The sequence below is a fragment of the Pseudomonas sp. TZ252 genome, from assembly GCF_056110345.1.
Map to the genome: position 1 here is coordinate 1,175,018 of NZ_CM148566.1, position 19,298 is coordinate 1,194,315.

A 19,298-nucleotide genomic window follows, 5' to 3' on the forward strand; every position below is an offset into this window, starting at 1 on the left:
ATGCCGAAGACACTACGCCAGAAACTGCTGCTCGCCCTGATCGCCCTGTTGCTGATCGTCGCGGGCTACTACTGGAACGTCGGGCTCGAGCTGTTCAACGAACAGCCGACCCGTCCCGGCCAGGACAATACCATCGACTACTATGCCGAGAATGCCCATAGCCTCCAGTACCAGGAGGACGGCAGCCTCGACTACGAGATGACCGCGGTGAAGCTGGAGCACCAGAAAGCCACGGACATCACTTTCGTCACCACCCCCGACCTGCTGCTCTTCCGTGGCAACGTGCAACCCTGGCACATCCAGAGCGCCCGCGCCGAAGTCGGACCGAAAGGCAAGGAGGTCGAACTCATCGACGACGTGCGCGTCGCACGTACCGATGCCAAGGGCCAACCAAGCATCCTGACCACCACTCGGCTGACCGTATTCCCCGACAAGAATTATGCACAGACCGAGCAAGCCGTTAAAATCGACGCGGCCAATGGAGTGACGACGGCTGTTGGAATGAAAGCGTATCTGAAAGACAGCCGGATGCACCTGCTGTCCAACGTAAGAGGTCAGCATGAGGTTCGTTAATACCCTCCCCCTTATTTTCGGTCTGACTGCCGCCCTCGGCAGCTCCATGGCCTTGGCCCTGCCTTCGGACCGCGAACAACCGATCCGCGTCCAGGCCGACAGCGCCGAACTGGACGACAAGCAGGGCGTCGCGGTCTACCGCGGCGACGTCGTGGTGACCCAGGGCAGCACCAAGCTGACCGGCAACACCGTGACCCTGAAGCAGGACAAGAACGGCGACATCGAGGTCGTGACCTCAGTCGGCAAGCCTGCCTACTACGAGCAGAAACCCGCTCCGGACAAGGACGTGACCAAGGCCTATGGCCTGACCATCCAGTACTTCGTCACGCAGAACCGGGTCGTGCTGATCGACCAGGCCAAGGTGATCCAGGAAGGCAACACCTTCGAAGGCGAGAAGATCGTCTACGACACCCAGCGCCAGATCGTCAACGCGGGTCGTGCCACCGGCTCCCAGGTGACCAGCCCGCGCCCGCGCATCGACATGGTCATCCAGCCGAAGAAAAAGGCCCAGTAATGGCAACGCTCAAAGCCCAGCACCTGGCCAAAAGCTATAAAGGCCGGCAAGTCGTCCGCGACGTCAGCATGTCCATCGATAGCGGGCAGATCGTCGGCCTGCTCGGTCCGAACGGTGCCGGCAAGACCACCTGCTTCTACATGATCGTCGGCCTGGTCCAGGCCGACCAGGGCGTGGTCCGCATCGACGAGCAGAACGTCACCCACCTGCCGATGCACGGGCGCGCCCGGGCCGGCATCGGCTACCTGCCGCAGGAAGCCTCGATCTTCCGCAAGCTGTCGGTATCCGACAACATCATGGCGATCCTCGAGACCCGCAGCGACCTCGATCGCAACGGTCGCAAGGAAGCCCTGGAAGGCCTGCTGCAGGAATTCCACATCCACCACATCCGCGACAACCTCGGCATGAGCCTGTCCGGCGGCGAACGACGCCGGGTGGAAATCGCCCGCGCCCTGGCCAGCGCGCCGAAATTCATCCTCCTCGACGAGCCCTTCGCCGGCGTGGACCCGATCTCGGTCGGCGACATCAAGCAGATCATCCATCACCTCAAGGCGAAGGGTATCGGCATCCTCATCACCGACCACAACGTCCGCGAGACCCTGGACATCTGTGAAACGGCGTATATCGTCAATGATGGGCAGTTGATCGCGGAAGGGGATGCCGAGAGCATCCTCGCCAACGACCTGGTCAAGGAAGTCTACCTGGGGCACGAGTTCCGCCTCTGAAGAAATCTCCTAGCGCGCCCTCCGGCCTCGCCGGAGCGGTTCCGCTCGCCCGCGGTTTCGCAACCACGAGTGCCGCCTGGAGCGGATGATTTATTCAGAGCAACCCTAGGCAAAGTACGAAAATTCAGGCATATAATTTGCTTCCTGGCGGTGCCGCCACCTCGGCACCCGTAGTAGTGGATGGTGCCATCCGGTACCAGCGAATAAGGTACTAAGCCCTCAGCCATGAAACCATCGCTAGTCCTCAAGATGGGCCAGCAGCTGACGATGACGCCGCAGCTGCAACAGGCCATACGCCTCCTCCAGCTATCCACCCTGGACCTCCAGCAGGAAATCCAGGAAGCGCTGGAATCCAATCCCATGCTCGAACGCCAGGAAGACGGCGACGATTTCGACAACAGCGACCCTCTCGCCGATGGCGCCGAACAGGCGGCCAGCGCGCCCCAGGAGAGCCCTCTCCAGGAAAGCGCCACGCCCAGCGTCGAAAGCCTCGACGACGACCAGTGGAGCGAACGCATACCCAGCGAGTTGCCGGTGGATACCGCCTGGGAAGACATCTACCAGACCAGCGCCAGCAGCCTGCCCAGCAACGACGATGACGAGTGGGACTTCACCGCGCGCACCAGCAGCGGCGAGAGCCTGCACAGCCACCTGCTCTGGCAGGTCAACCTGGCACCGATGTCGGACACCGATCGGATGATCGCGGTGACCATCATCGATAGCATCAACAACGATGGCTACCTCGAAGAGTCCCTCGAAGAAATCCTCGCCGCCATCGATCCGGAACTGGACGTCGAGCTCGACGAAGTGGAAGTCGTGCTGCGCCGCATCCAGCAACTGGAACCCGCCGGCATCGGCGCCCGCAACCTGCGCGAGTGCCTGCTGCTGCAACTGCGCCAGTTGCCGTCCACCACGCCCTGGCTGAACGAAGCGCTGCGCCTGGTATCCGACTACCTCGACCTGCTCGGCGGCCGCGACTACAGCCAATTGATGCGGCGCATGAAGCTCAAGGAAGACGAACTGCGCCAGGTCATCGAGCTGATCCAGTGCCTGCATCCCCGGCCCGGTTCGCAGATCGAATCGAGCGAAGCCGAATACATCGTCCCCGACGTCATCGTGCGCAAGGACAACGAGCGCTGGCTGGTCGAGCTGAACCAGGAGGCGATGCCACGCCTGCGCGTCAACGCCACCTACGCCGGCATGGTCCGCCGCGCCGACAGCAGCGCCGACAATACCTTCATGCGCAACCAGTTGCAGGAAGCCCGCTGGTTCATCAAGAGCCTGCAGAGCCGCAACGAAACGCTGATGAAGGTCGCCACCCAGATCGTCGAGCACCAGCGCGGTTTCCTCGACTACGGCGAAGAAGCCATGAAGCCGCTGGTCCTGCACGACATCGCCGAAGCGGTGGGCATGCACGAATCGACCATTTCGCGGGTCACCACGCAGAAATACATGCATACGCCGCGCGGCATTTTCGAGCTGAAATATTTCTTTTCAAGTCACGTCAGTACCGCCGAAGGCGGGGAATGCTCGTCCACCGCGATCCGCGCGATCATCAAGAAACTGGTGGCCGCGGAAAATGCGAAAAAGCCATTGAGCGACAGCAAGATCGCTGGTTTACTGGAGGCACAGGGCATTCAAGTGGCTCGCCGCACCGTCGCCAAATACCGCGAATCCCTGGGCATAGCCCCTTCGAGCGAGCGCAAGCGACTGGTGTGACGTTGATCCACGCCAAGGTGTTCCGGAGGCAGGTTGCTAACCTGCCACTTACACACGGGCAACAAGGAGAACGCGGTATGCAAGTCAACATCAGTGGCCATCAACTGGATGTGACCGACGCCCTGCGCGACTATGTCGGCGAGAAACTGAGCCGTCTGGAGCGCCATTTCGACAAGATCACCAATGTTCAGGTGATCATGGAGGTCGAGAAACTGAAGCAGAAGATCGAAGCCACCCTGCGCATCGCCGGTGGCGAGATCGTAGCCAATGCGGAACATGAGGACATGTACGCGGCCATCGACCTGCTGATCGACAAACTCGACCGTCAACTGATCAAACACAAAGAGAAGTATCTCGAACGGCAGCAAGGCGTAGGCGCCCGCTGATCTCCCCTCCCCTATGATCCGACTTGAGCAAATCCTGACCCCCGGCCGTTCCCTCGTGAACGTGCCGGGCGGCAGCAAGAAACGCGTACTCGAACAAATCGCCAACCTGGTAGCCAGGGAGCTGCCGGAGTTCGACGCCCAGACCATCTTCGAAAACCTGGTGGCCCGGGAAAAACTCGGTTCCACCGGCTTCGGCAATGGCATCGCCATTCCGCACTGCCGCCTGTCTGGCTGCCAGAGCCCCATCAGCGCCGTGCTGCACCTGGATGCTCCCGTGGACTTCGACGCGCTGGACGGCGCGCCGGTCGACCTGCTCTTCGTCCTGCTGGTACCGGAGGCCGCGACCGAAGAACATCTCGAACTGCTCCGGCAGATCGCCGCCATGCTCGACCGTGCCGACGTACGCGACCGCCTGCGCAGCGCTCCCACCGCCGAAGCGCTTTATCAGATCGTGGTAGACGTACAGAACGGGCAATGACATGCGCCTGATCATCGTCAGTGGCCGCTCGGGCTCGGGCAAGAGCACCGCCCTGAACGTCCTCGAAGACAACGGCTTCTATTGCATCGACAACCTTCCCGCCAGCCTGCTTCCCGACCTGGCGCAGCGCGCCCTGTTGCACACGGAGCTACTGCAGCCACAGGTGGCGGTGTCGATCGACGCCCGCAACCTGCCCAGCCAGTTGCAGCGCTTCCCCGAACTGTTGCAGGAAGTGCGGGACAACCACATCAACTGCGATGTGCTGTATCTCGACGCCGACGACGAGACGCTGCTCAAACGATTCTCGGAAACCCGCCGGCGCCACCCGCTGACCACCGACACCCGTTCGCTGGCGGAGGCGATTGGCGACGAGAGCCAATTGCTCGGACCGATCGCCGACCTCGCCGACCTGAAGCTGGACACCACCAGCCTCAACCTCTATCAGCTGCGCGACACCATCAAACTGCGCCTGTTGAACAAGCCGGAGCCCGGCACCGCGTTCCTCGTCGAATCCTTTGGCTTCAAGCGCGGCATGCCAGTCGACGCCGACCTGGTGTTCGATGTGCGCTGCCTGCCGAACCCCTACTGGAAGCCCGAGTTGCGCGATCATTCGGGGCTGGAGCCGGAAGTCCGCGAGTATCTGGCCGCCCAGCCGGACGTCGAGGAAATGTACCAGGACATCGTCGGCTACCTGAACAAATGGCTGCCGCGCTTCGCCGCCAGTAACCGCTCATATGTAACAGTTGCGATAGGCTGTACCGGCGGGCACCATCGTTCGGTCTACCTCGCCGAGCGGATTGGCGCTGCACTCAGGGATTCCCTGAAGAACGTGCAGATTCGCCACCGCGATCTCAGCAGCTAGCCCATAACAAGAAGGACAGACTCCCCAAGATGCCCGCCCTCGAGATCACCATCATCAACAAGCTCGGTCTGCACGCCCGCGCGGCCGCCAAGTTCGTCGGCGTCGCGGGGCGCTACCCTTGCCAGGTCCGGGTCGGCCGCAATCCTGAAAGCTGCGTCGACGGCAAGAGCATCATGGCCGTGATGATGCTGGCTGCCGGCAAGGGCACCAACCTGCACCTGCATACCGAAGGCGAACAGGAAGACGAGGCGTTGAACGCGCTGGTCGAACTGATCAACAACAGGTTCGACGAGGGCGAGTAGGCTCTTCCCAGCGACAGCGAAAAAGCCGCCAACTGGCGGCTTTTCCTTTCCGGCGATTGCGGCCGGCGTCAATTCAGCGCGCGTCGGATGAATCCCCTAGCCCAGCGCGGTATCCAGCACCATCATCAGGCAGAAACCGAACACCAGGCCCAGCGTAGCCTCGGCGGCATGTCCCTGGCGGTGGGACTCGGGAATGATCTCGTGGGTGACCACGAAGAGCATCGCTCCCGCCGCGGCGGCCAGCCCCCAGGGCAGGAGCAGCGCGGAGAGGCCGACCAGCCAGGCGCAGAGCACCGCGAACAGCGGCTCGACCAGGCCCGACGCGGCACCGACCAGCATCGCCTTGAAACGCGACATACCGACTCCGGCCAGCACCAGCGCCACCACCAGACCTTCCGGCACATCCTGCAGAGCGATGCCCAGGGCGAGGCCGTTGGCCTCGTCCAGGCCGGCACCGGCCGACACGCCAACCGCCATGCCTTCGGGGATGTTGTGCAGGACGATGGCCGTGACGAACAGCAGGATGCGCGGGGGAATGCCACCGGACAGTGGCGCGCCCTCGCAACCGGGATGGACGTCCGGCATCAGCCGGCCGAGGATGAACAGCCCCATCACGCCGACCGCCAGGCCGAAGCTGACCAGGAACCCCGCGCCGAACTTCGAGTAGCCGAGGTCGCCGGCCGCGGATAGCGCCGGCATGATCAGCGAGAAGGCCGTCGCCGAGAGCATCACGCCGGCACCGAAGCCCAGCAGCGCATCCGACAGGCGCGCCGGCATGGTCTTCACCACCAGCACCGGCATCGCCCCGAGAGCGGTACCGAAGGCACAGAGCAGGCCGCCTTTCAATGCCAGCACGATGGGCGCCGGCAGGTTGAGTTCGGCCAGCAACAGCGCGTGGCGGCCGAGCAGGTAGCCGCCGCCGATGAAGATCAGCAGGCCCAGTAGGTTGCGCAGCGTCCGCCCGTTACCTTCGGCGATGCCATGGAGCAACGCCTTCATCGCCGCACCGCCAGGCTGCCGGCCAGCCATCTCGCATCACGGGTAACACTAGGCCAGGGCTTGCGCATAGCGACGCGCGACCTCCCGCCAGTCGATCACGTTGTAGAAAGCGCCGATGTATTCCGGGCGGCGGTTCTGGTACTTCAGGTAATAGGCATGCTCCCATACGTCCAGGCCGAGGATCGGCGTATTGCCGTTCATCAGCGGGCTGTCCTGGTTGCCGCTGCTCTCCACCAGCAAGCTGCCCTGGGGAGTCACGCTGAGCCAGGCCCAGCCGCTGCCGAAGCGGGTCAGCGCAGCCTTGGTGAACGCATCCTTGAACGCCTCGAAGCCCCCGAGCTGCTCATCGATGGCCCGCCCCAGGTCGCCATCGGGACGGCCACCGCCCTGGGGCGACATCACGGTCCAGAACAGCGAGTGGTTGGCATGCCCACCGCCATTGTTGACAACCGGGGTGCGCAGCTTCTCCGGCAGACCAGCCAGTTGCCGCAGCAGACTTTCCACCGGCTGCTCGGCATAGGGCGTGCCTTCCAGCGCGGCGTTCAGGTTGTTCACATAGGTCTGGTGGTGCTTGCTGTGGTGGATCTCCATGGTCAGCGCATCGATGTGCGGTTCCAGGGCATCGTAGGCGTAAGGCAAGGGCGGCAAGGCGTGGGGCATGGAAACTCTCCGTCAGTGATAGCGAAGTGAGGGGGGCGGAGCGAGGAACTCGGGTCGGACCTCCGCGTTCGGCGGTCCCTTGAGCAGGCGCTCGGTGCGCGGATAGGCACCGTGTTCGCCGATGAACGACAGCAGTTCGACATAGGTGCGCCGGCTGTGATGCTGGGCCGCCTGGCGCAGGGCCAGCGGCAGCTTCTGGTCGGCGCTGACCCGCAACAGGCGCTCGTGGCAGGCGCACAGGTATTCTGCGGTCTCCTCCGGTTGCTCCAGTTGCAGGTGCAAGTCGGCCAGGTTGTGATGGGAAATGACGAACGCCATCACCGCCTCGTCGGCGTCGCCCCAGCGTTCCAGCAGCACCTGGGCCAGGGCCAGGGCATGGAGGTAGTGCTCACGCGCATCGATCAATGCGCCGGTGACGAAACAGCGGTTGCCCTGTTCGATCGTTCGTTGCCAATGACGCATGGCGGTACCTCCAGTGGTGGGGCGGCCTCAGAGGCCGCCAGCCGTGAGTTTTTCCGGATCCAGCAACACCTCCAGGCGCGCACGGTCCAGATCGGTGTTTTCCAGCGCCACATCGATGATCGGCCGTCCCTCGCGATAGGCCTGCTTGGCGATTTCCGCAGCCTTCTGGTAGCCGATGATCGGGTTCAGCGCAGTGACCAGGATCGGGTTGCGCGCCAACGCCTCGCTGAGCTTGCCCTGGTTGACCTTGAAGCTGGCGATGGCCTTGTCCGCCAGCAGCCGGCTGACGTTGGCCAGCAACTGGATGCTGTGCAACAGGTTGTCGGCCACCAGCGGCAGCATCACGTTCAGTTCGAAGTTGCCCGATTGGCCGGCGACGGCAATGGCGGCGTCATTGCCGATCACCTGGGCGGCGACCATCGCGGTGGCCTCCGGGATCACCGGGTTGACCTTGCCGGGCATGATCGAGGAGCCTGGTTGCAGCGCTTCCAGCTCGATCTCGCCGAGCCCGGCAAGCGGCCCGGAGTTCATCCAGCGCAGGTCGTTGGCCAGCTTCATCAGGGTCACGGCCAGGGTCTTCAACTGGCCGGACGCAGCGACCGCCGTGTCCTGCGAACCGATCAGGGCGAAGAAGTCGTCGCCGGGGCGGAACGCCAGCCCGGTCAGGTCGTTCAGCTCCTGGCTGAAACGTTCGGCGAACCGCGGATGGGCGTTGATCCCGGTGCCCACCGCGGTGCCGCCCTGTGCCAACTGCTGCAAGGCAGGAAGTACGCTCTCGATGTGCACGCCGGCCTGTCGCACCTGCTGCGCCCAGCCACCGAGCACCTGGCTCATGCGTACCGGCATCGCATCCATCAGGTGGGTGCGGCCGGTCTTCACATAGGCATGCACTTCGCCGGCCTTGCTCTGGATAGTCTGCTCCAGGTGGCGCAGCGCCGGCAGCAGGCGTTCGCTGATCTCGAGGGCGGCACTGATGTGGATGGTCGAGGGAATGATGTCGTTGCTGCTCTGCCCGCAGTTCACATGGTCGTTCGGATTGACCTTGCCGCCCAGGCGACGACTGGCCAGGGTCGCCACCACTTCGTTGGCGTTCATGTTGGAACTGGTGCCGGAGCCGGTCTGGAACACATCCACCGGGAAATGCTGCATGAAGTCCTCCTGCAGCAGTTGCAGGCAGGTGTCGGCGATCGCCTCGCCCATCGGTGCATCCAATTGCTGCAGGGAGACGTTCGCCCGCGCCGCCGCGGCCTTGGCCAGCAGCAGGGCGCGGACGAAGGCCTGGGGCATGCGCTGGCCGCTGACCGGGAAGTTGTTCACCGCGCGCTGGGTCTGGGCGCCATAGAGGGCGGTCGCCGGGACCGCCAGTTCGCCCATGCTGTCGCGTTCGATGCGGGTGTCAGTCATCTTGGTTTCCTTGTTGCGGGTGATCGAAGCTCATCGACGGCGCCAGGTCCTGCCTGGCCATTCGTACGGAGAGCTGGCGCAGCCGGCGTCGCTGGCTGCCGTTGGTGGTCAGTCGCTGAAGTTCGCAGAGGGGCCGGTAGGCGTAGTCGAGGCAGAGGCTGCGCCAGTGCCAGGGCAATATCGGATCGCGACCGGTATCGAGCAGGAGGTTGTAGGCTTTCTCGAACAGCGGCCAGGCGGCCACACCTTCCCAACCGGCGAGATAGCGCGCCTCGCCGAGGTACTGGTCGAGCAGGCGCGGTTCGTCGGGATCGAGCGCGCAGCGGATCTGCGTGCCCAGCCAGTACCAGTGATCCAATGCTTGCGGGTCGTGCGCCTCGAAGGACATGGCAACCTCACCAGACGATAATGAGATTGATTATTGTTTTCTTCTTGGTAAAAGACAAGCATGGTCCCCATAGAGGCGGACAATCGAACAGGCGGAAACGAAAACGCCAGCGACGAGCGCTGGCGTTCTACAGAGGGAAACCCGGCCTCAGCGCCCGGCTACCATCATCGACTCGACCAGTACAGAACCGGTATGCAGGTTGCCGCGCCGTTCGATGTCCTTGCCGACCGCGACGATACGGCGGAACAGGTCGCGCAGGTTGGCGGCGATGGTGACTTCCTGGACCGGGAACTGGATCTCGCCGTTCTCGACCCAGTAGCCGGCGGCGCCGCGGGAATAATCGCCGGTCACCAGGTTGACGCCCTGCCCCATCAACTCGGTGACCAGCAGGCCACGCCCCATCCGGCGTATGAGAGCGGCCTGGTCCTCGTCGCCATGGCTGACGAACAGGTTATGCACGCCGCCGGCGTTGGCCGTGCTCGGCAGGCCGAGCTTGCGCCCGGAATAGGTGCCCAGGACATAGGACACCAGCTCGCCGTTCTCGACGAATGGCTTGGCGTAGGTGGCCAGGCCGTCGCTATCGAAGCTGGCGCTGCCGAGCGCGCCGACCAGGTGCGGCCGCTCGTCGATGCTCAGCCACTCGGGAAACAGGCGCTGGCCCAGCGCGCCTTCGAGGAAGGATGACTTGCGATACAGGCTGCCGCCTGAGATCGCCCCGAGGAAATGGCCGAACAGGCCAACAGCGATTTCCGGAGCGAACAGCACCGGCACTTCGGCGGTCTGCACCGGCCGCGCGCCCAGTCGGCTGGCGGCGCGCTCGGCGGCGCGCCGGCCGATCGACTCGGCGCTGGCCAAGGCCTCGCCACGGCGGTTGACGTCATACCAATAGTCACGCTGCATCTGTCCTTCGCCCTCGGCGATCATCACGCAGCTGAGGCTGTGCCGGGTGCTGGCGTAACCACCGATGAAACCGTGGCTGTTACCGTATACCCGGCAGCCCTGGTGGGTATTCAGGGTGGTGCCGTCGGCCTTGGTCACCCGCTTGTCGGCGGCGAACGCCGCTGCCTCGCAAGCCAGGGCACGTTCCACGGCCTGCTCGGGACTCAGGCTCCATGGATGATAGAGGTCCAGCTCGGGCAACTCGCGGGCCATCAACGCGGCATCGGCGAGACCGGCGCATTCGTCCTCGGAGGTATGGCGGGCGATCGCCAGCGCCGCCGCCACCGTCTCGCGGATGGCCGCCTCGCCGGTCGCCGAGGTGCTCGCCGAACCCTTGCGCTGGCCTGCGTAGAGGGTGATGCCGAAACCTTGGTCACGGTTGAACTCGACGGTTTCCACCTCGCCCTGGCGCACGCTGGTGGACAGGCCCTGCTCCAGCGACACCGCCACTTCGCAGGCACTGGCGCCCTGGCGGCGGGCCTCGGCGATGATCTGCTCGACCTGCTCGCGAAGGTCCGGAAGCACGGAGGGACCGACTGCCGCGGCATGTAGACTCATCTGTTGACTCTCCTGTTGACGTGGCCGCCCACGCGGCCGGGCCGGACAAGCGGCCCCTGACTCGTTATCATGGCGGCGTTTTCCACTGGACCACCACCATGGCTGAATTTCACGACGACGACTCGCAATTCGAAGAGAAGAGCAAGTCGCAGATCAAACGCGAGCTGCATGCCCTGCAGGACCTCGGCGAGCGCCTGACCACCCTGCAACCGCAGTTGCTGGAGCGCCTGCCGCTCACCGACCCGCTACGCAAGGCGCTGCTCGAGGCGCCGAAGCACAAGGCGCACATCGCCCGCAAACGGCATATCCAGTACATCGGCAAACTGATGCGCGACCAGGACGTGGACGCCATCGTCGCCCTCATCGACCAGGTGGACTCCTCCACCCGCCAGTACAACGAACGTTTCCATGCCCTCGAACGTTGGCGCGACCAGTTGATCGCCGGCGGCGACGCAGCGCTGGACGCCTTCGTCGGGGAGTTCCCCGAGTGCGATCGCCAGCACCTGCGCGGCCTGGTCCGCCACGCCCAGCACGAGGCCGCGCACAACAAACCGCCGGCCGCCGCACGCAAAGTGTTCAAGTACATCCGCGAACTGGACGAAACCAAGCGCGGCCTGCGCTAGGTTTCGCCGCGCCGGCGCCCGGGCCATGCCTCAGGCGCCGGTGCCGCCGACGGTGATCGCATCGATCTTCAGGGTCGGCTGGCCGACGCCGACCGGCACCGACTGACCGTCCTTCCCGCAGGTTCCCACGCCACTGTCCAGGGCCAGGTCGTTGCCGACCATGGACACCCGGCTCATCGCTTCCGGACCGTTGCCGATCAGGGTGGCGCCTTTCACCGGGGTGGTGATCCTGCCGTTCTCGATCAGGTAGGCCTCGCTGGTGGAGAACACGAACTTGCCGCTGGTGATATCGACCTGGCCACCGCCGAGGTTGGCGCAGTAGATACCCTTCTCCACCGAGGCGATGATTTCCTGCGGATCGCTCTCGCCGGCCAGCATGTAGGTGTTGGTCATGCGTGGCATCGGCAGGTGCGCGTAGGACTCGCGGCGGCCGTTACCGGTGCGCGCCACGCCCATCAGTCGGGCGTTGAGCTTGTCCTGCATGTAGCCCTTGAGCACGCCGTTCTCGATCAGCACGTTGCAGTTGCTCGGCGTGCCTTCGTCATCCACGCTCAGCGAGCCGCGACGCCCGGCCAGGGTGCCGTCGTCGACGATGGTGCACAGGCTCGAGGCGACCTTTTCGCCGACCCGGCCGCTGTAGGCGGAGCTGCCCTTGCGGTTGAAGTCGCCCTCCAGGCCGTGGCCGACCGCTTCGTGGAGCAGGACCCCGGACCAACCCGCGCCCATCACCACCGGCAGGGTGCCGGCCGGCGCGGGAATCGCCTCGAGGTTGACCAGCGCCTGGCGCAGGGCCTCGCGGGCGTAGCCCATGGCACGATCCTCCTGGAGGAAATAGCGATAGTCGGTGCGACCGCCGCCGCCGTGGCCGCCGCGTTCGCGTCGGCCGTTCTGTTCGACGATCACGCTGACGTTGAAACGCACCAGCGGACGAATGTCGGCGGCCAGAGAACCGTCGCTGGCCGCTACCAGGATCTGCTCCCAGACGCCGGCCATGCTCACCGTGACCTGCTGGATGCGGGGATCGAGCGCACGGGTAGCGGCGTCGATCTGCTTCAGCAACTCGACCTTCTCGGCACGGCTGAGCACGTCCAGCGGGTTCTCGCCGGCGTACAGGCGAGCCGGCACCACGGCCTTGAACGCCTGCACGCTGCCGTTCTGTCCCGCACGGGAAATCGAACGGGCCGCCACCGCGGCCTGTTTCAACGCCTCGGCGGTGATCGCATTGCTATAGGCGAAGCCGGTCTTCTCGCCCGACTGCGCGCGTACCCCGACACCCTGGTCGAGATTGAAGCTGCCTTCCTTGACGATGCCGTCCTCGAGCATCCACGACTCGGAGACCTGACTCTGGAAATACAGGTCGGCGGCATCGATGCCCGGGCCGTTCAGTTCATGAAGAATGCCGGGCAGGCTGTCCAGTTCCAGACCACCGGGGGCCAGCAATTGCTGGCTGACGGATGACAACAACTCGCTCATATTCACTCCGTACGCGCCGGCCGCGGTTCGGCCGGCGGGAAAAATCGTCTGTGCGCCACCACCGGCATGCGCCGGCGGATATCCGCCTGTTCTGCGGCGTCGCGCACCGCCAGCAGCACCGCTTCGCCCTGCGGCCGCTCGGCCAGGACCCGGCCCCAGGGATCGACGATGGCCGAATGGCCGAACGTCTCCCGGCCCCGTGGGTGAACGCCACCCTGTCCGGCCGCCAGCAGGTAGCACTGGGTCTCGATGGCACGGGCGCGGACCAGTACCTGCCAGTGCGCCGCGCCGGTCACCGCGGTGAACGCCGACGGCGCCGTGATCAGTTCCGCGCCGGCCTCGCGCAGGGCGGTATAGAGCTCCGGAAAACGCAGGTCGTAGCAGACCGTCAGGCCGAGGCGGCCGACCGGCGTATCCGCCACCACGATCTTCTGACCGAAAGCATAGTCGTCGGATTCACGATAGCGGCCCCGCGCATCGGCTACATCCACATCGAACAGGTGCAGCTTGTCGTAGCGGGCGACCCGCTCTCCGTGCTCGTCGATCAGCAGCGAACAGGCATTCGCCTTCGCCTCGGGTTGCCCATCCGGCGGCAGCGGCAACGTTCCGGCGACTATCCACAACCTGAGGTCGCGAGCGGCGGAATTCAACCACGGCAGGATAGGCCCGTTCCCCCGCGCCTCGGCGCGCCCCAGTTCGGCCAGGTCGCGCCGGCCCATGGCGGCGAAGTTTTCCGGTAGCACGGCGAGCCGCGCCCCGCCCTCGGCGGCCTGTTCCAGCAGGCGACGGGCGGCAGCCAGGTTGGCCGTCACGTCGTCCTGGCTGACCATCTGGATCACGGCAATGGACATGGTTTCCTCCTTGCGGACGAAAGCGCCGCGTCGCGGCACCGGGCGCCGCTCAGCGGGGCTTCTCGAATGGCTTGTCGAAGCTGATCTTCGGATCCTGCCAGGGGCCCTTGACGCTGTATTGCACGCTGGCGAAGCGCGAGACCCGGTCGCCGAGCAGCTTGTCGACGACGAAGACCGCGCCGCCGACCGCCGGACCGCCAACTATCAGTGCCGCCAGGGTCAGGTTGTTGGTCAATGGCAAGGTCACCAGCAGCTTGGCGTCGATCCGATCGTGAGCCAGGTCCAGGGTACCGTTCAACTCCAGGTTGCTCGACGGTCCTTCCAGCTTCAGCGGCTCGCGGGTGACGTAGACGCCGTCGGTGGCGGAGAGAACCCCCTTCACCCGGTCATAGCTCAGTCCCTTGCCGAGGATGTCCGAGAAATCCAGGCGCAGCCGGCGGTTGATCGCGTTGAAATTGAGCAGGCCAAACACTCGCAGCGCCTGGGCGCTGCCTTCGACCTCGACGAACTGCCCCTTGCGCAGCGATGCATCCATGCTGCCGCTGAAGCGCTTCAGGGCCATGTAGGCCGGCGATCCCGGCCACTGGCCGTTGATATCCATGCGGAAACGTTCGCTGGTGGCACTCGGCGCGAAATTCCAGGCCTTGAGCACATCCGCCAGGTTCTTGCCCTCGATCCGGCCCTGATAGGTGCTGCGGGTATTGCCCGGACTGCCGTCCCAACGCAGGCTGCCGTTGACGTGCAGGCCACGCAGGTCGAGGTCCAGGTCGTTGAACGCCACGCCGTTGCTGCCCGGCCGTACCTTCAGGCTCCAGGCGCCCAGCGGCTGGCCGCCGAGGGCGACCTGGCCGATCTTCACGTCTACCGCCGGCAGGCTGCGCGGATCGACGGCGGCCAGCGGGTCCGAGTCCTCCACCTTGTTCTCGTCGGGAAGGGTCGACTTCGGCAGGTTCAGGCGGTCCAGATCGACCACGATCGGCGCGCCCCTGGCATCCGGCAGGACCAGGCGCCCCGATGCGAGGTCGCTGACCAGCACCAGTTGCCAGGCCCGCTCCTGGCGGGCCAGGTCGACGGTCAGGTTCTTCAGCTCCTGGCCGAAGCCCTTGAAGCTGTCGATGCGCAGGTCGGCGCCGCGCAGCAGGCCCGCAGCGCTACTGGCGGCCTGGTCGCCGTTGCCGTAGCGCTTCAGGGTGGCCTGCCAGGCGTCCCAGTCCAGTTCCGCCAGACGCCCGCGCACCCGCAGCCCCTGTGCCGAGGGCAGCAACGCCGGGTCACCGCCCAGGCGCAGGGCGCCGCGTCCGTTCAGCGGCTTGTCCGCCGGGGCCGCATAGGCCAGGCTGGCGAGGCCGTCGTAACGCGCCCAGTAACGTCGTTCGGCGCCATCCAGGGTCATCCGCCATTGGGTCGGCCGCGCCTGGGCGGCCGTCTTGCCGAACGGCGCCGGCAGGTCGACGACGGCGCCCTTGAGATCCGAATCGATCTGCAATTGGCTGTCCTTGCCATCCAGCAGCAGGTTGAGCTGGAACGGCAGGCGTCCCGAGACCGGCAACGGACGCTGGCCAGCGCCGAGCCAGTCGCTCAGCGACTTGACCGCCACCTGGCCGTTGAGCAGCAAGCGCGTGCGCGCATCGCCGCGCCCCTCGGCGACGATCCGCCCGCGTACCTCGCTGCCCAGCACCCGGGCCTGCACCGCCGGGGCGCTCAGGCCCTTGGCCAGGTCGAAACGGAAGTCGCCCTTCACTTCGCTCATATCCAGCTTCGGACTGGGCATCTTCAGGGTCGCGCCCACGGTGGAGAAATCCACGACCACCCCGGTCTTGCCGGCCTCGTCGTGGTCCAGCGGAATATCCAGCGTCAGGTGGCCCTGCAAGGGCCCATCGCCCTCCCAGCCGGCGAAGATCTTGCGGGTCGGGATCGGCGCTTCCTGGAGCAGCTTGATGCCGTCCTTCAGGTTACTGTCGACGGCCCCATCCACATACAGGTGCGGCGTCTGTCCCGGACGGCCGAGGGGAATGTCGACCTTGACGTCGCTGACCCGGGAATTCAGCAGATTCCCGCTGGAGGCCAGCACGCGGACTCCGGAATCCTCGACGAACACCTCGCCGACCGTTTTGCTCAGGGCGGGCCAGCCGGGCTGGTAGGCCAGCTCGCCGTCGCGAACCTTGAAGTACAGGTTCATGACGTGGGCTTCGGCCGCCGCGCCGCGGTTCAGCGAGCCCTGCCACTGGAAGTAGCCCTGCTCGACATGGCCACTGCGGATCGCCGTCTTCAACCAGTTCGCCAGGCTTTTGTTCATTCCTGGCAACTGGGTCGGCAGGTACTTGGCGGTGAAGCGCGCGTCGCCGTCGCTGAGGCCGACCTGCAGGTCCATGTAGTCTTCAGCGCCGGGATCGCGCATCAGGCGGATCAGCATGTCGCCGGCCAGGCTGCCCTCCTCGCCCTCGACCCGCATCAGGTGGCTGCCGAGGGTGAAGGCGCGGTCGTCCAGGCTCCAGAACATCCGCGTGCGAGCCTCGCGGTAGCGCCACGGCTCGGGAAACACCTTGGCCAGGTGCAGCATGAAATCCTGCGCCGATGCGTCGAGCTGGCCTCCGGCCAGGGTGCCGGTCAAGGTGCCGCTGACATTTTCCACTGCCGGAACCTCATGGAACGCCGAGATACCGACCTTTTCCAGGTTGGTCGCGTAGCTGACCCGCTCGGGCACCTCTCGCTGCGGCCAGAAATCGGCGTTCAGGTTGTGCAGGATGCCCTTCGGCTTCAGGCCCGCCACCCACTCCGCCGCCGCGTCCGGCAGCGGCGCCAGCGCTTCTATCGCCGGCACCAGGGGCGTCAGGTCGACGCGGTCGGCCTGCAGCTTCCAGTGTGGCTCGTTGTTCTGCTGGTCGCGACGCAACAGCAACTCCACCTCGCCCCAGCGCTGCTCGCCGAAATTCGCCGCCAGGTCGCCGACCCGAACCTTCCAGCCCTGCGCTTCGCGATCGAAGAACAGGTTCATGCCCAGGTCGTTGATTTCCACCGGCTTGCGCGCGGCATACGAGGCCTTCAACTGCGGCGCCAGCAGCCGTGCCACCAGCCGTTGCGCCTTGCCGTCGCGCCAGTCGAACCAGAAGTCGCCGCCGGCCTTGGCCCGGACGATCGTCCATTCCTGGGTCAGACCGGCCGGCAACCATTGCGCCCAGTCGCTCTGCGGCAGGCTGAGATAGAACCTGGCGCTGCTGCGCGGCCAGTCCTCGCTGTCGATCCGCCCTTCGGCGTGCAGCGCCAGGGGTTGGCCATCCGGCAGTTGCAGGCGGGCATCGAGACTCTGCCCACCGACCGATGAACTGCGCAGGGTCGCGCCGACCGCGCTGAGCGACAGCGCTGCGCTTCCCCGCGGCGCCACCTCCAGTTGACTGTCCAGCAGCGAGATGCGTTGGGTCTGCAGCAGGAATTGCAGGAGTTTCCGGGGATCGCTGGGCTTGTCGCTGTGCGGCAGGCCATCCAGGCTCCACTGGCCATCCTCACCTTCGCGCAGGGTCAGCTTGAGTCCCTCCAGCTCCAGGCTGCCGATCCGCACCTGGCGCGCCAGCAGGCTGCCGAGCAGGTCCGGCGCCAGCCGCACCCGCGCCAGGCGCAGACTCTGTTCGCCGTCGCCGACCTGAATGTCGCGCGCTACCACCAGAGGCTCGAAGCCGCGCCAGGAGCCCGTCAGCTCGGCAATCCGCACCGGTATGCCGAGTTGCTTGCCAGCTTCGTCCTCCAGCTGCTGGCGGTATTCGGCCACCAGCGGCACCAGTTGCCGGCCAAGGCTGACGTACAGCGCCAGCAGCACCAGTACCAGGGCGCACAGACCCAGGACGATCCGTAGCAGTCGCGTTCCGAGGCTTCCCACATCCGCCATTTCAGCCATACGCCTCAGAGCAGGACCACGTCATATTGCTCCTGCGAGTACATCGCCTCGACCTGGAACTTGATGGTGCGGCCGATGAACGCCTCGAGATCGGCGACGTTGCCCGACTCCTCGTCGAGCAGCCGGTCCACCACCTTCTGGTTGGCCAGCACCAGGTAGGAGTCGGCCTGGTAGGCACGCGCCTCGCGGAGAATCTCGCGGAAAATCTCGTAGCAGGTGGTTTCCGCAGTCTTCAGCATGCCGCGTCCCTGGCAGCAGGGGCACGGCTCGCAGAGGATCTGCACCAGGCTTTCGCGGGTGCGTTTGCGGGTCATCTGCACCAGGCCCAACTCGGTGATGCCGATGATGTTGGTCTTCGCGTGGTCGCGCTCCAGTTGCTTCTCCAGGGTGCGCAGGACCTGCCGGCGATGCTCCTCGTCCTCCATGTCGATGAAGTCGATGATGATGATCCCGCCCAGGTTGCGCAGGCGCAGTTGGCGGGCGATCGCGGTGGCCGCCTCGAGGTTGGTCTTGAAGATGGTTTCCTCGAGGTTGCGATGGCCGACGAAGGCGCCGGTGTTCACGTCGATGGTGGTCATCGCCTCGGTCGGATCGACGATCAGGTAGCCGCCGGACTTCAGCAGTACCTTGCGCTCCAGGGCTTTCTGGATTTCGTCCTCGACGCCGTAGAGATCGAAGATCGGTCGCTCGCCCGGGTAGTGTTCGAGGCGATCGGAAATCTCCGGCATCAATTCTTCGACGAAGGAAGTGATCTTCTGGAAGTTCTCTCGCGAGTCGATGCGGATCTTCTCGATCCGCGGGTTCACCAGGTCGCGCAGGGTACGGATCGCCAGGGACAGGTCTTCGTAGATCACCGAAGGCGCACCGACGGTCTGGATCTGCGCGGCGATCTGGTCCCATAGCCGGCGAAGGTAGCGGATGTCGGCGAGAATCTCGTCCTCGCCCGCACCTTCCGCGGCGGTGCGCAGGATGAAGCCGCCCTGTCCCTCGATGCCTTCCGCCGCCACGCAGTCGGCCACCACCTTCTTCAGGCGCTCGCGCTCGACTTCGTCCTCGATCCGCAGGGATATCCCGACATGACTGGTGCGCGGCATGTACACCAGATAGCGCGAAGGAATCGACAGGTGGGTGGTCAGCCGTGCGCCCTTGGTGCCGATCGGATCCTTGGTCACCTGCACCACCAGCGCCTGCCCCTCATGGACCAGGGCACTGATGCTTTCCACGGCACTGCCTTCGCGATTGGATATCTCGGCGGCATGGATGAACGCCGCACGTTCCAGGCCGATGTCGACGAACGCCGCCTGCATCCCCGGCAGTACCCGTACCACCCGCCCCTTGTAGATATTGCCGACGATGCCGCGCCGCTGGGTGCGTTCGACATGCACTTCCTGCAGGACGCCGTTTTCCACCACCGCCACGCGCGACTCCATCGGCGTGATATTGATCAGGATCTCTTCGCTCATGCGTCCACTGTCCTTATTTCGGCGCGTTAG

19 protein-coding genes are annotated in these 19,298 nt (G+C 65.2%); 9 read left to right on the top strand and 10 right to left on the bottom strand.

Translation table 11 applies throughout. The features are described from left to right. The 8 genes from lptC (at position 1) to ACYAF3_RS05500 (ending at position 5,559) form a co-directional block, all read left to right on the top strand. On the top strand, positions 1-573 hold the full coding sequence (gene lptC, locus ACYAF3_RS05465) for an LPS export ABC transporter periplasmic protein LptC (RefSeq protein ID WP_003094353.1): 573 nt from the start codon (positions 1-3) through the stop codon (positions 571-573). Next, a complete protein-coding gene (gene lptA / locus ACYAF3_RS05470; protein WP_003120916.1) occupies positions 560-1,087 on the top strand; it encodes a lipopolysaccharide transport periplasmic protein LptA in 528 nt (175 codons plus the stop codon). The genes lptC and lptA overlap by 14 nt, the downstream gene beginning before the upstream one ends. Further along, positions 1,087-1,812: an LPS export ABC transporter ATP-binding protein gene (gene lptB, locus ACYAF3_RS05475; RefSeq protein ID WP_003094355.1), complete on the top strand. Its 726-nt coding sequence runs from the start codon at positions 1,087-1,089 to the stop codon at positions 1,810-1,812. Before lptA ends, lptB begins: the two co-directional genes overlap by 1 nt. Before the next feature lie 225 nt (positions 1,813-2,037). After that, complete coding sequence (locus tag ACYAF3_RS05480; protein WP_003094357.1) at positions 2,038-3,531, top strand: RNA polymerase factor sigma-54; 1,494 nt, start codon at positions 2,038-2,040, stop codon at positions 3,529-3,531. Between the two features lie 77 nt (positions 3,532-3,608). Further along, positions 3,609-3,917, top strand: coding sequence for a ribosome hibernation-promoting factor, HPF/YfiA family (gene hpf, locus ACYAF3_RS05485; RefSeq protein WP_003094359.1), 309 nt, complete (start codon positions 3,609-3,611; stop codon positions 3,915-3,917). 13 nt (positions 3,918-3,930) lie between these two features. Next, positions 3,931-4,395 (top strand): PTS IIA-like nitrogen regulatory protein PtsN, encoded by a 465-nt coding sequence (ptsN, locus tag ACYAF3_RS05490; protein WP_003098853.1) that lies wholly within the window; start codon positions 3,931-3,933, stop codon positions 4,393-4,395. A 1-nt stretch (position 4,396) separates the two neighbouring features. Further along, positions 4,397-5,257, top strand: a complete 861-nt coding sequence (gene rapZ / locus ACYAF3_RS05495) for an RNase adapter RapZ (protein WP_003094361.1) — start codon at positions 4,397-4,399, stop codon at positions 5,255-5,257. Between the two features lie 29 nt (positions 5,258-5,286). After that, a complete protein-coding gene (locus ACYAF3_RS05500; RefSeq protein ID WP_003094362.1) occupies positions 5,287-5,559 on the top strand; it encodes an HPr family phosphocarrier protein in 273 nt (90 codons plus the stop codon). A 96-nt stretch (positions 5,560-5,655) separates the two neighbouring features. Here the strand turns inward: ACYAF3_RS05500 and ACYAF3_RS05505 are convergent, their stop codons facing one another. The 6 genes from ACYAF3_RS05505 to pmbA all read right to left on the bottom strand — a co-directional run bounded on the left by ACYAF3_RS05505 (position 5,656) and on the right by pmbA (position 10,969). Continuing rightward, positions 5,656-6,588, bottom strand: a complete 933-nt coding sequence (locus tag ACYAF3_RS05505; protein WP_003120918.1) for a ZIP family metal transporter — start codon at positions 6,586-6,588, stop codon at positions 5,656-5,658. A gap of 18 nt (positions 6,589-6,606) precedes the next feature. After that, a complete protein-coding gene (locus tag ACYAF3_RS05510; protein WP_003098862.1) occupies positions 6,607-7,218 on the bottom strand; it encodes a superoxide dismutase in 612 nt (203 codons plus the stop codon). Positions 7,219-7,230: 12 nt separating this feature from the next. Continuing rightward, the gene (locus tag ACYAF3_RS05515) at positions 7,231-7,680 is read right to left on the bottom strand and encodes a hypothetical protein (protein WP_003094369.1); all 450 of its coding nucleotides are present in this window, start codon (positions 7,678-7,680) and stop codon (positions 7,231-7,233) included. A 27-nt stretch (positions 7,681-7,707) separates the two neighbouring features. Beyond that, on the bottom strand, positions 7,708-9,084 hold the full coding sequence (gene fumC / locus ACYAF3_RS05520; RefSeq protein ID WP_003112741.1) for a class II fumarate hydratase FumC: 1,377 nt from the start codon (positions 9,082-9,084) through the stop codon (positions 7,708-7,710). Beyond that, positions 9,077-9,472, bottom strand: a complete 396-nt coding sequence (locus ACYAF3_RS05525) for a hypothetical protein (RefSeq protein ID WP_003094374.1) — start codon at positions 9,470-9,472, stop codon at positions 9,077-9,079. The genes fumC and ACYAF3_RS05525 overlap by 8 nt, the downstream gene beginning before the upstream one ends. 147 nt (positions 9,473-9,619) lie before the next feature. Continuing rightward, positions 9,620-10,969 carry a metalloprotease PmbA gene (pmbA, locus tag ACYAF3_RS05530; protein ID WP_003110024.1) on the bottom strand — a complete coding sequence of 450 codons (1,350 nt, stop codon included), beginning with the start codon at positions 10,967-10,969 and terminating at the stop codon, positions 9,620-9,622. Between the two features lie 98 nt (positions 10,970-11,067). On the opposite strand from pmbA, the gene yjgA reads away from it, so the two are divergent. Further along, positions 11,068-11,592: a ribosome biogenesis factor YjgA gene (gene yjgA / locus ACYAF3_RS05535; RefSeq protein WP_003094378.1), complete on the top strand. Its 525-nt coding sequence runs from the start codon at positions 11,068-11,070 to the stop codon at positions 11,590-11,592. Positions 11,593-11,622: 30 nt separating this feature from the next. Here yjgA and tldD read toward each other — a convergent pair whose 3' ends face one another. The 4 genes from tldD to rng are packed head-to-tail and all read right to left on the bottom strand — an operon-like array spanning position 11,623 to position 19,268. Beyond that, a complete protein-coding gene (gene tldD, locus ACYAF3_RS05540) occupies positions 11,623-13,065 on the bottom strand; it encodes a metalloprotease TldD (protein WP_003098866.1) in 1,443 nt (480 codons plus the stop codon). Between the two features lie 2 nt (positions 13,066-13,067). Next, positions 13,068-13,916 carry a carbon-nitrogen hydrolase family protein gene (locus ACYAF3_RS05545; protein ID WP_003112739.1) on the bottom strand — a complete coding sequence of 283 codons (849 nt, stop codon included), beginning with the start codon at positions 13,914-13,916 and terminating at the stop codon, positions 13,068-13,070. Between the two features lie 49 nt (positions 13,917-13,965). Next, positions 13,966-17,796 (bottom strand): YhdP family protein, encoded by a 3,831-nt coding sequence (locus ACYAF3_RS05550; RefSeq protein WP_003112738.1) that lies wholly within the window; start codon positions 17,794-17,796, stop codon positions 13,966-13,968. A 14-nt stretch (positions 17,797-17,810) separates the two neighbouring features. Then, positions 17,811-19,268: a ribonuclease G gene (rng, locus tag ACYAF3_RS05555; RefSeq protein ID WP_003094386.1), complete on the bottom strand. Its 1,458-nt coding sequence runs from the start codon at positions 19,266-19,268 to the stop codon at positions 17,811-17,813. Between the last annotated feature and the right edge of the window lie 30 nt (positions 19,269-19,298).

Bases quoted from the DNA above. Each gene is read 5' to 3' on its own strand.
- ACYAF3_RS05525 (WP_003094374.1), bottom strand. From the start codon at position 9,472: ATGTCCTTCGAGGCGCACGACCCGCAAGCATTGGATCACTGGTACTGG.
- ACYAF3_RS05500 (WP_003094362.1), top strand. From the start codon at position 5,287: ATGCCCGCCCTCGAGATCACCATCATCAACAAGCTCGGTCTGCACGCC.
- yjgA (WP_003094378.1), top strand. From the start codon at position 11,068: ATGGCTGAATTTCACGACGACGACTCGCAATTCGAAGAGAAGAGCAAG.
- pmbA (WP_003110024.1), bottom strand. From the start codon at position 10,969: ATGAGTCTACATGCCGCGGCAGTCGGTCCCTCCGTGCTTCCGGACCTT.
- lptA (WP_003120916.1), top strand. From the start codon at position 560: ATGAGGTTCGTTAATACCCTCCCCCTTATTTTCGGTCTGACTGCCGCC.
- ACYAF3_RS05545 (WP_003112739.1), bottom strand. From the start codon at position 13,916: ATGTCCATTGCCGTGATCCAGATGGTCAGCCAGGACGACGTGACGGCC.
- rapZ (WP_003094361.1), top strand. From the start codon at position 4,397: ATGCGCCTGATCATCGTCAGTGGCCGCTCGGGCTCGGGCAAGAGCACC.
- lptB (WP_003094355.1), top strand. From the start codon at position 1,087: ATGGCAACGCTCAAAGCCCAGCACCTGGCCAAAAGCTATAAAGGCCGG.
- ACYAF3_RS05480 (WP_003094357.1), top strand. From the start codon at position 2,038: ATGAAACCATCGCTAGTCCTCAAGATGGGCCAGCAGCTGACGATGACG.
- hpf (WP_003094359.1), top strand. From the start codon at position 3,609: ATGCAAGTCAACATCAGTGGCCATCAACTGGATGTGACCGACGCCCTG.
- tldD (WP_003098866.1), bottom strand. From the start codon at position 13,065: ATGAGCGAGTTGTTGTCATCCGTCAGCCAGCAATTGCTGGCCCCCGGT.
- rng (WP_003094386.1), bottom strand. From the start codon at position 19,268: ATGAGCGAAGAGATCCTGATCAATATCACGCCGATGGAGTCGCGCGTG.
- lptC (WP_003094353.1), top strand. From the start codon at position 1: ATGCCGAAGACACTACGCCAGAAACTGCTGCTCGCCCTGATCGCCCTG.
- ACYAF3_RS05510 (WP_003098862.1), bottom strand. From the start codon at position 7,218: ATGCCCCACGCCTTGCCGCCCTTGCCTTACGCCTACGATGCCCTGGAA.
- ACYAF3_RS05550 (WP_003112738.1), bottom strand. From the start codon at position 17,796: ATGGCGGATGTGGGAAGCCTCGGAACGCGACTGCTACGGATCGTCCTG.
- fumC (WP_003112741.1), bottom strand. From the start codon at position 9,084: ATGACTGACACCCGCATCGAACGCGACAGCATGGGCGAACTGGCGGTC.
- ACYAF3_RS05515 (WP_003094369.1), bottom strand. From the start codon at position 7,680: ATGCGTCATTGGCAACGAACGATCGAACAGGGCAACCGCTGTTTCGTC.
- ACYAF3_RS05505 (WP_003120918.1), bottom strand. From the start codon at position 6,588: ATGGCTGGCCGGCAGCCTGGCGGTGCGGCGATGAAGGCGTTGCTCCAT.
- ptsN (WP_003098853.1), top strand. From the start codon at position 3,931: ATGATCCGACTTGAGCAAATCCTGACCCCCGGCCGTTCCCTCGTGAAC.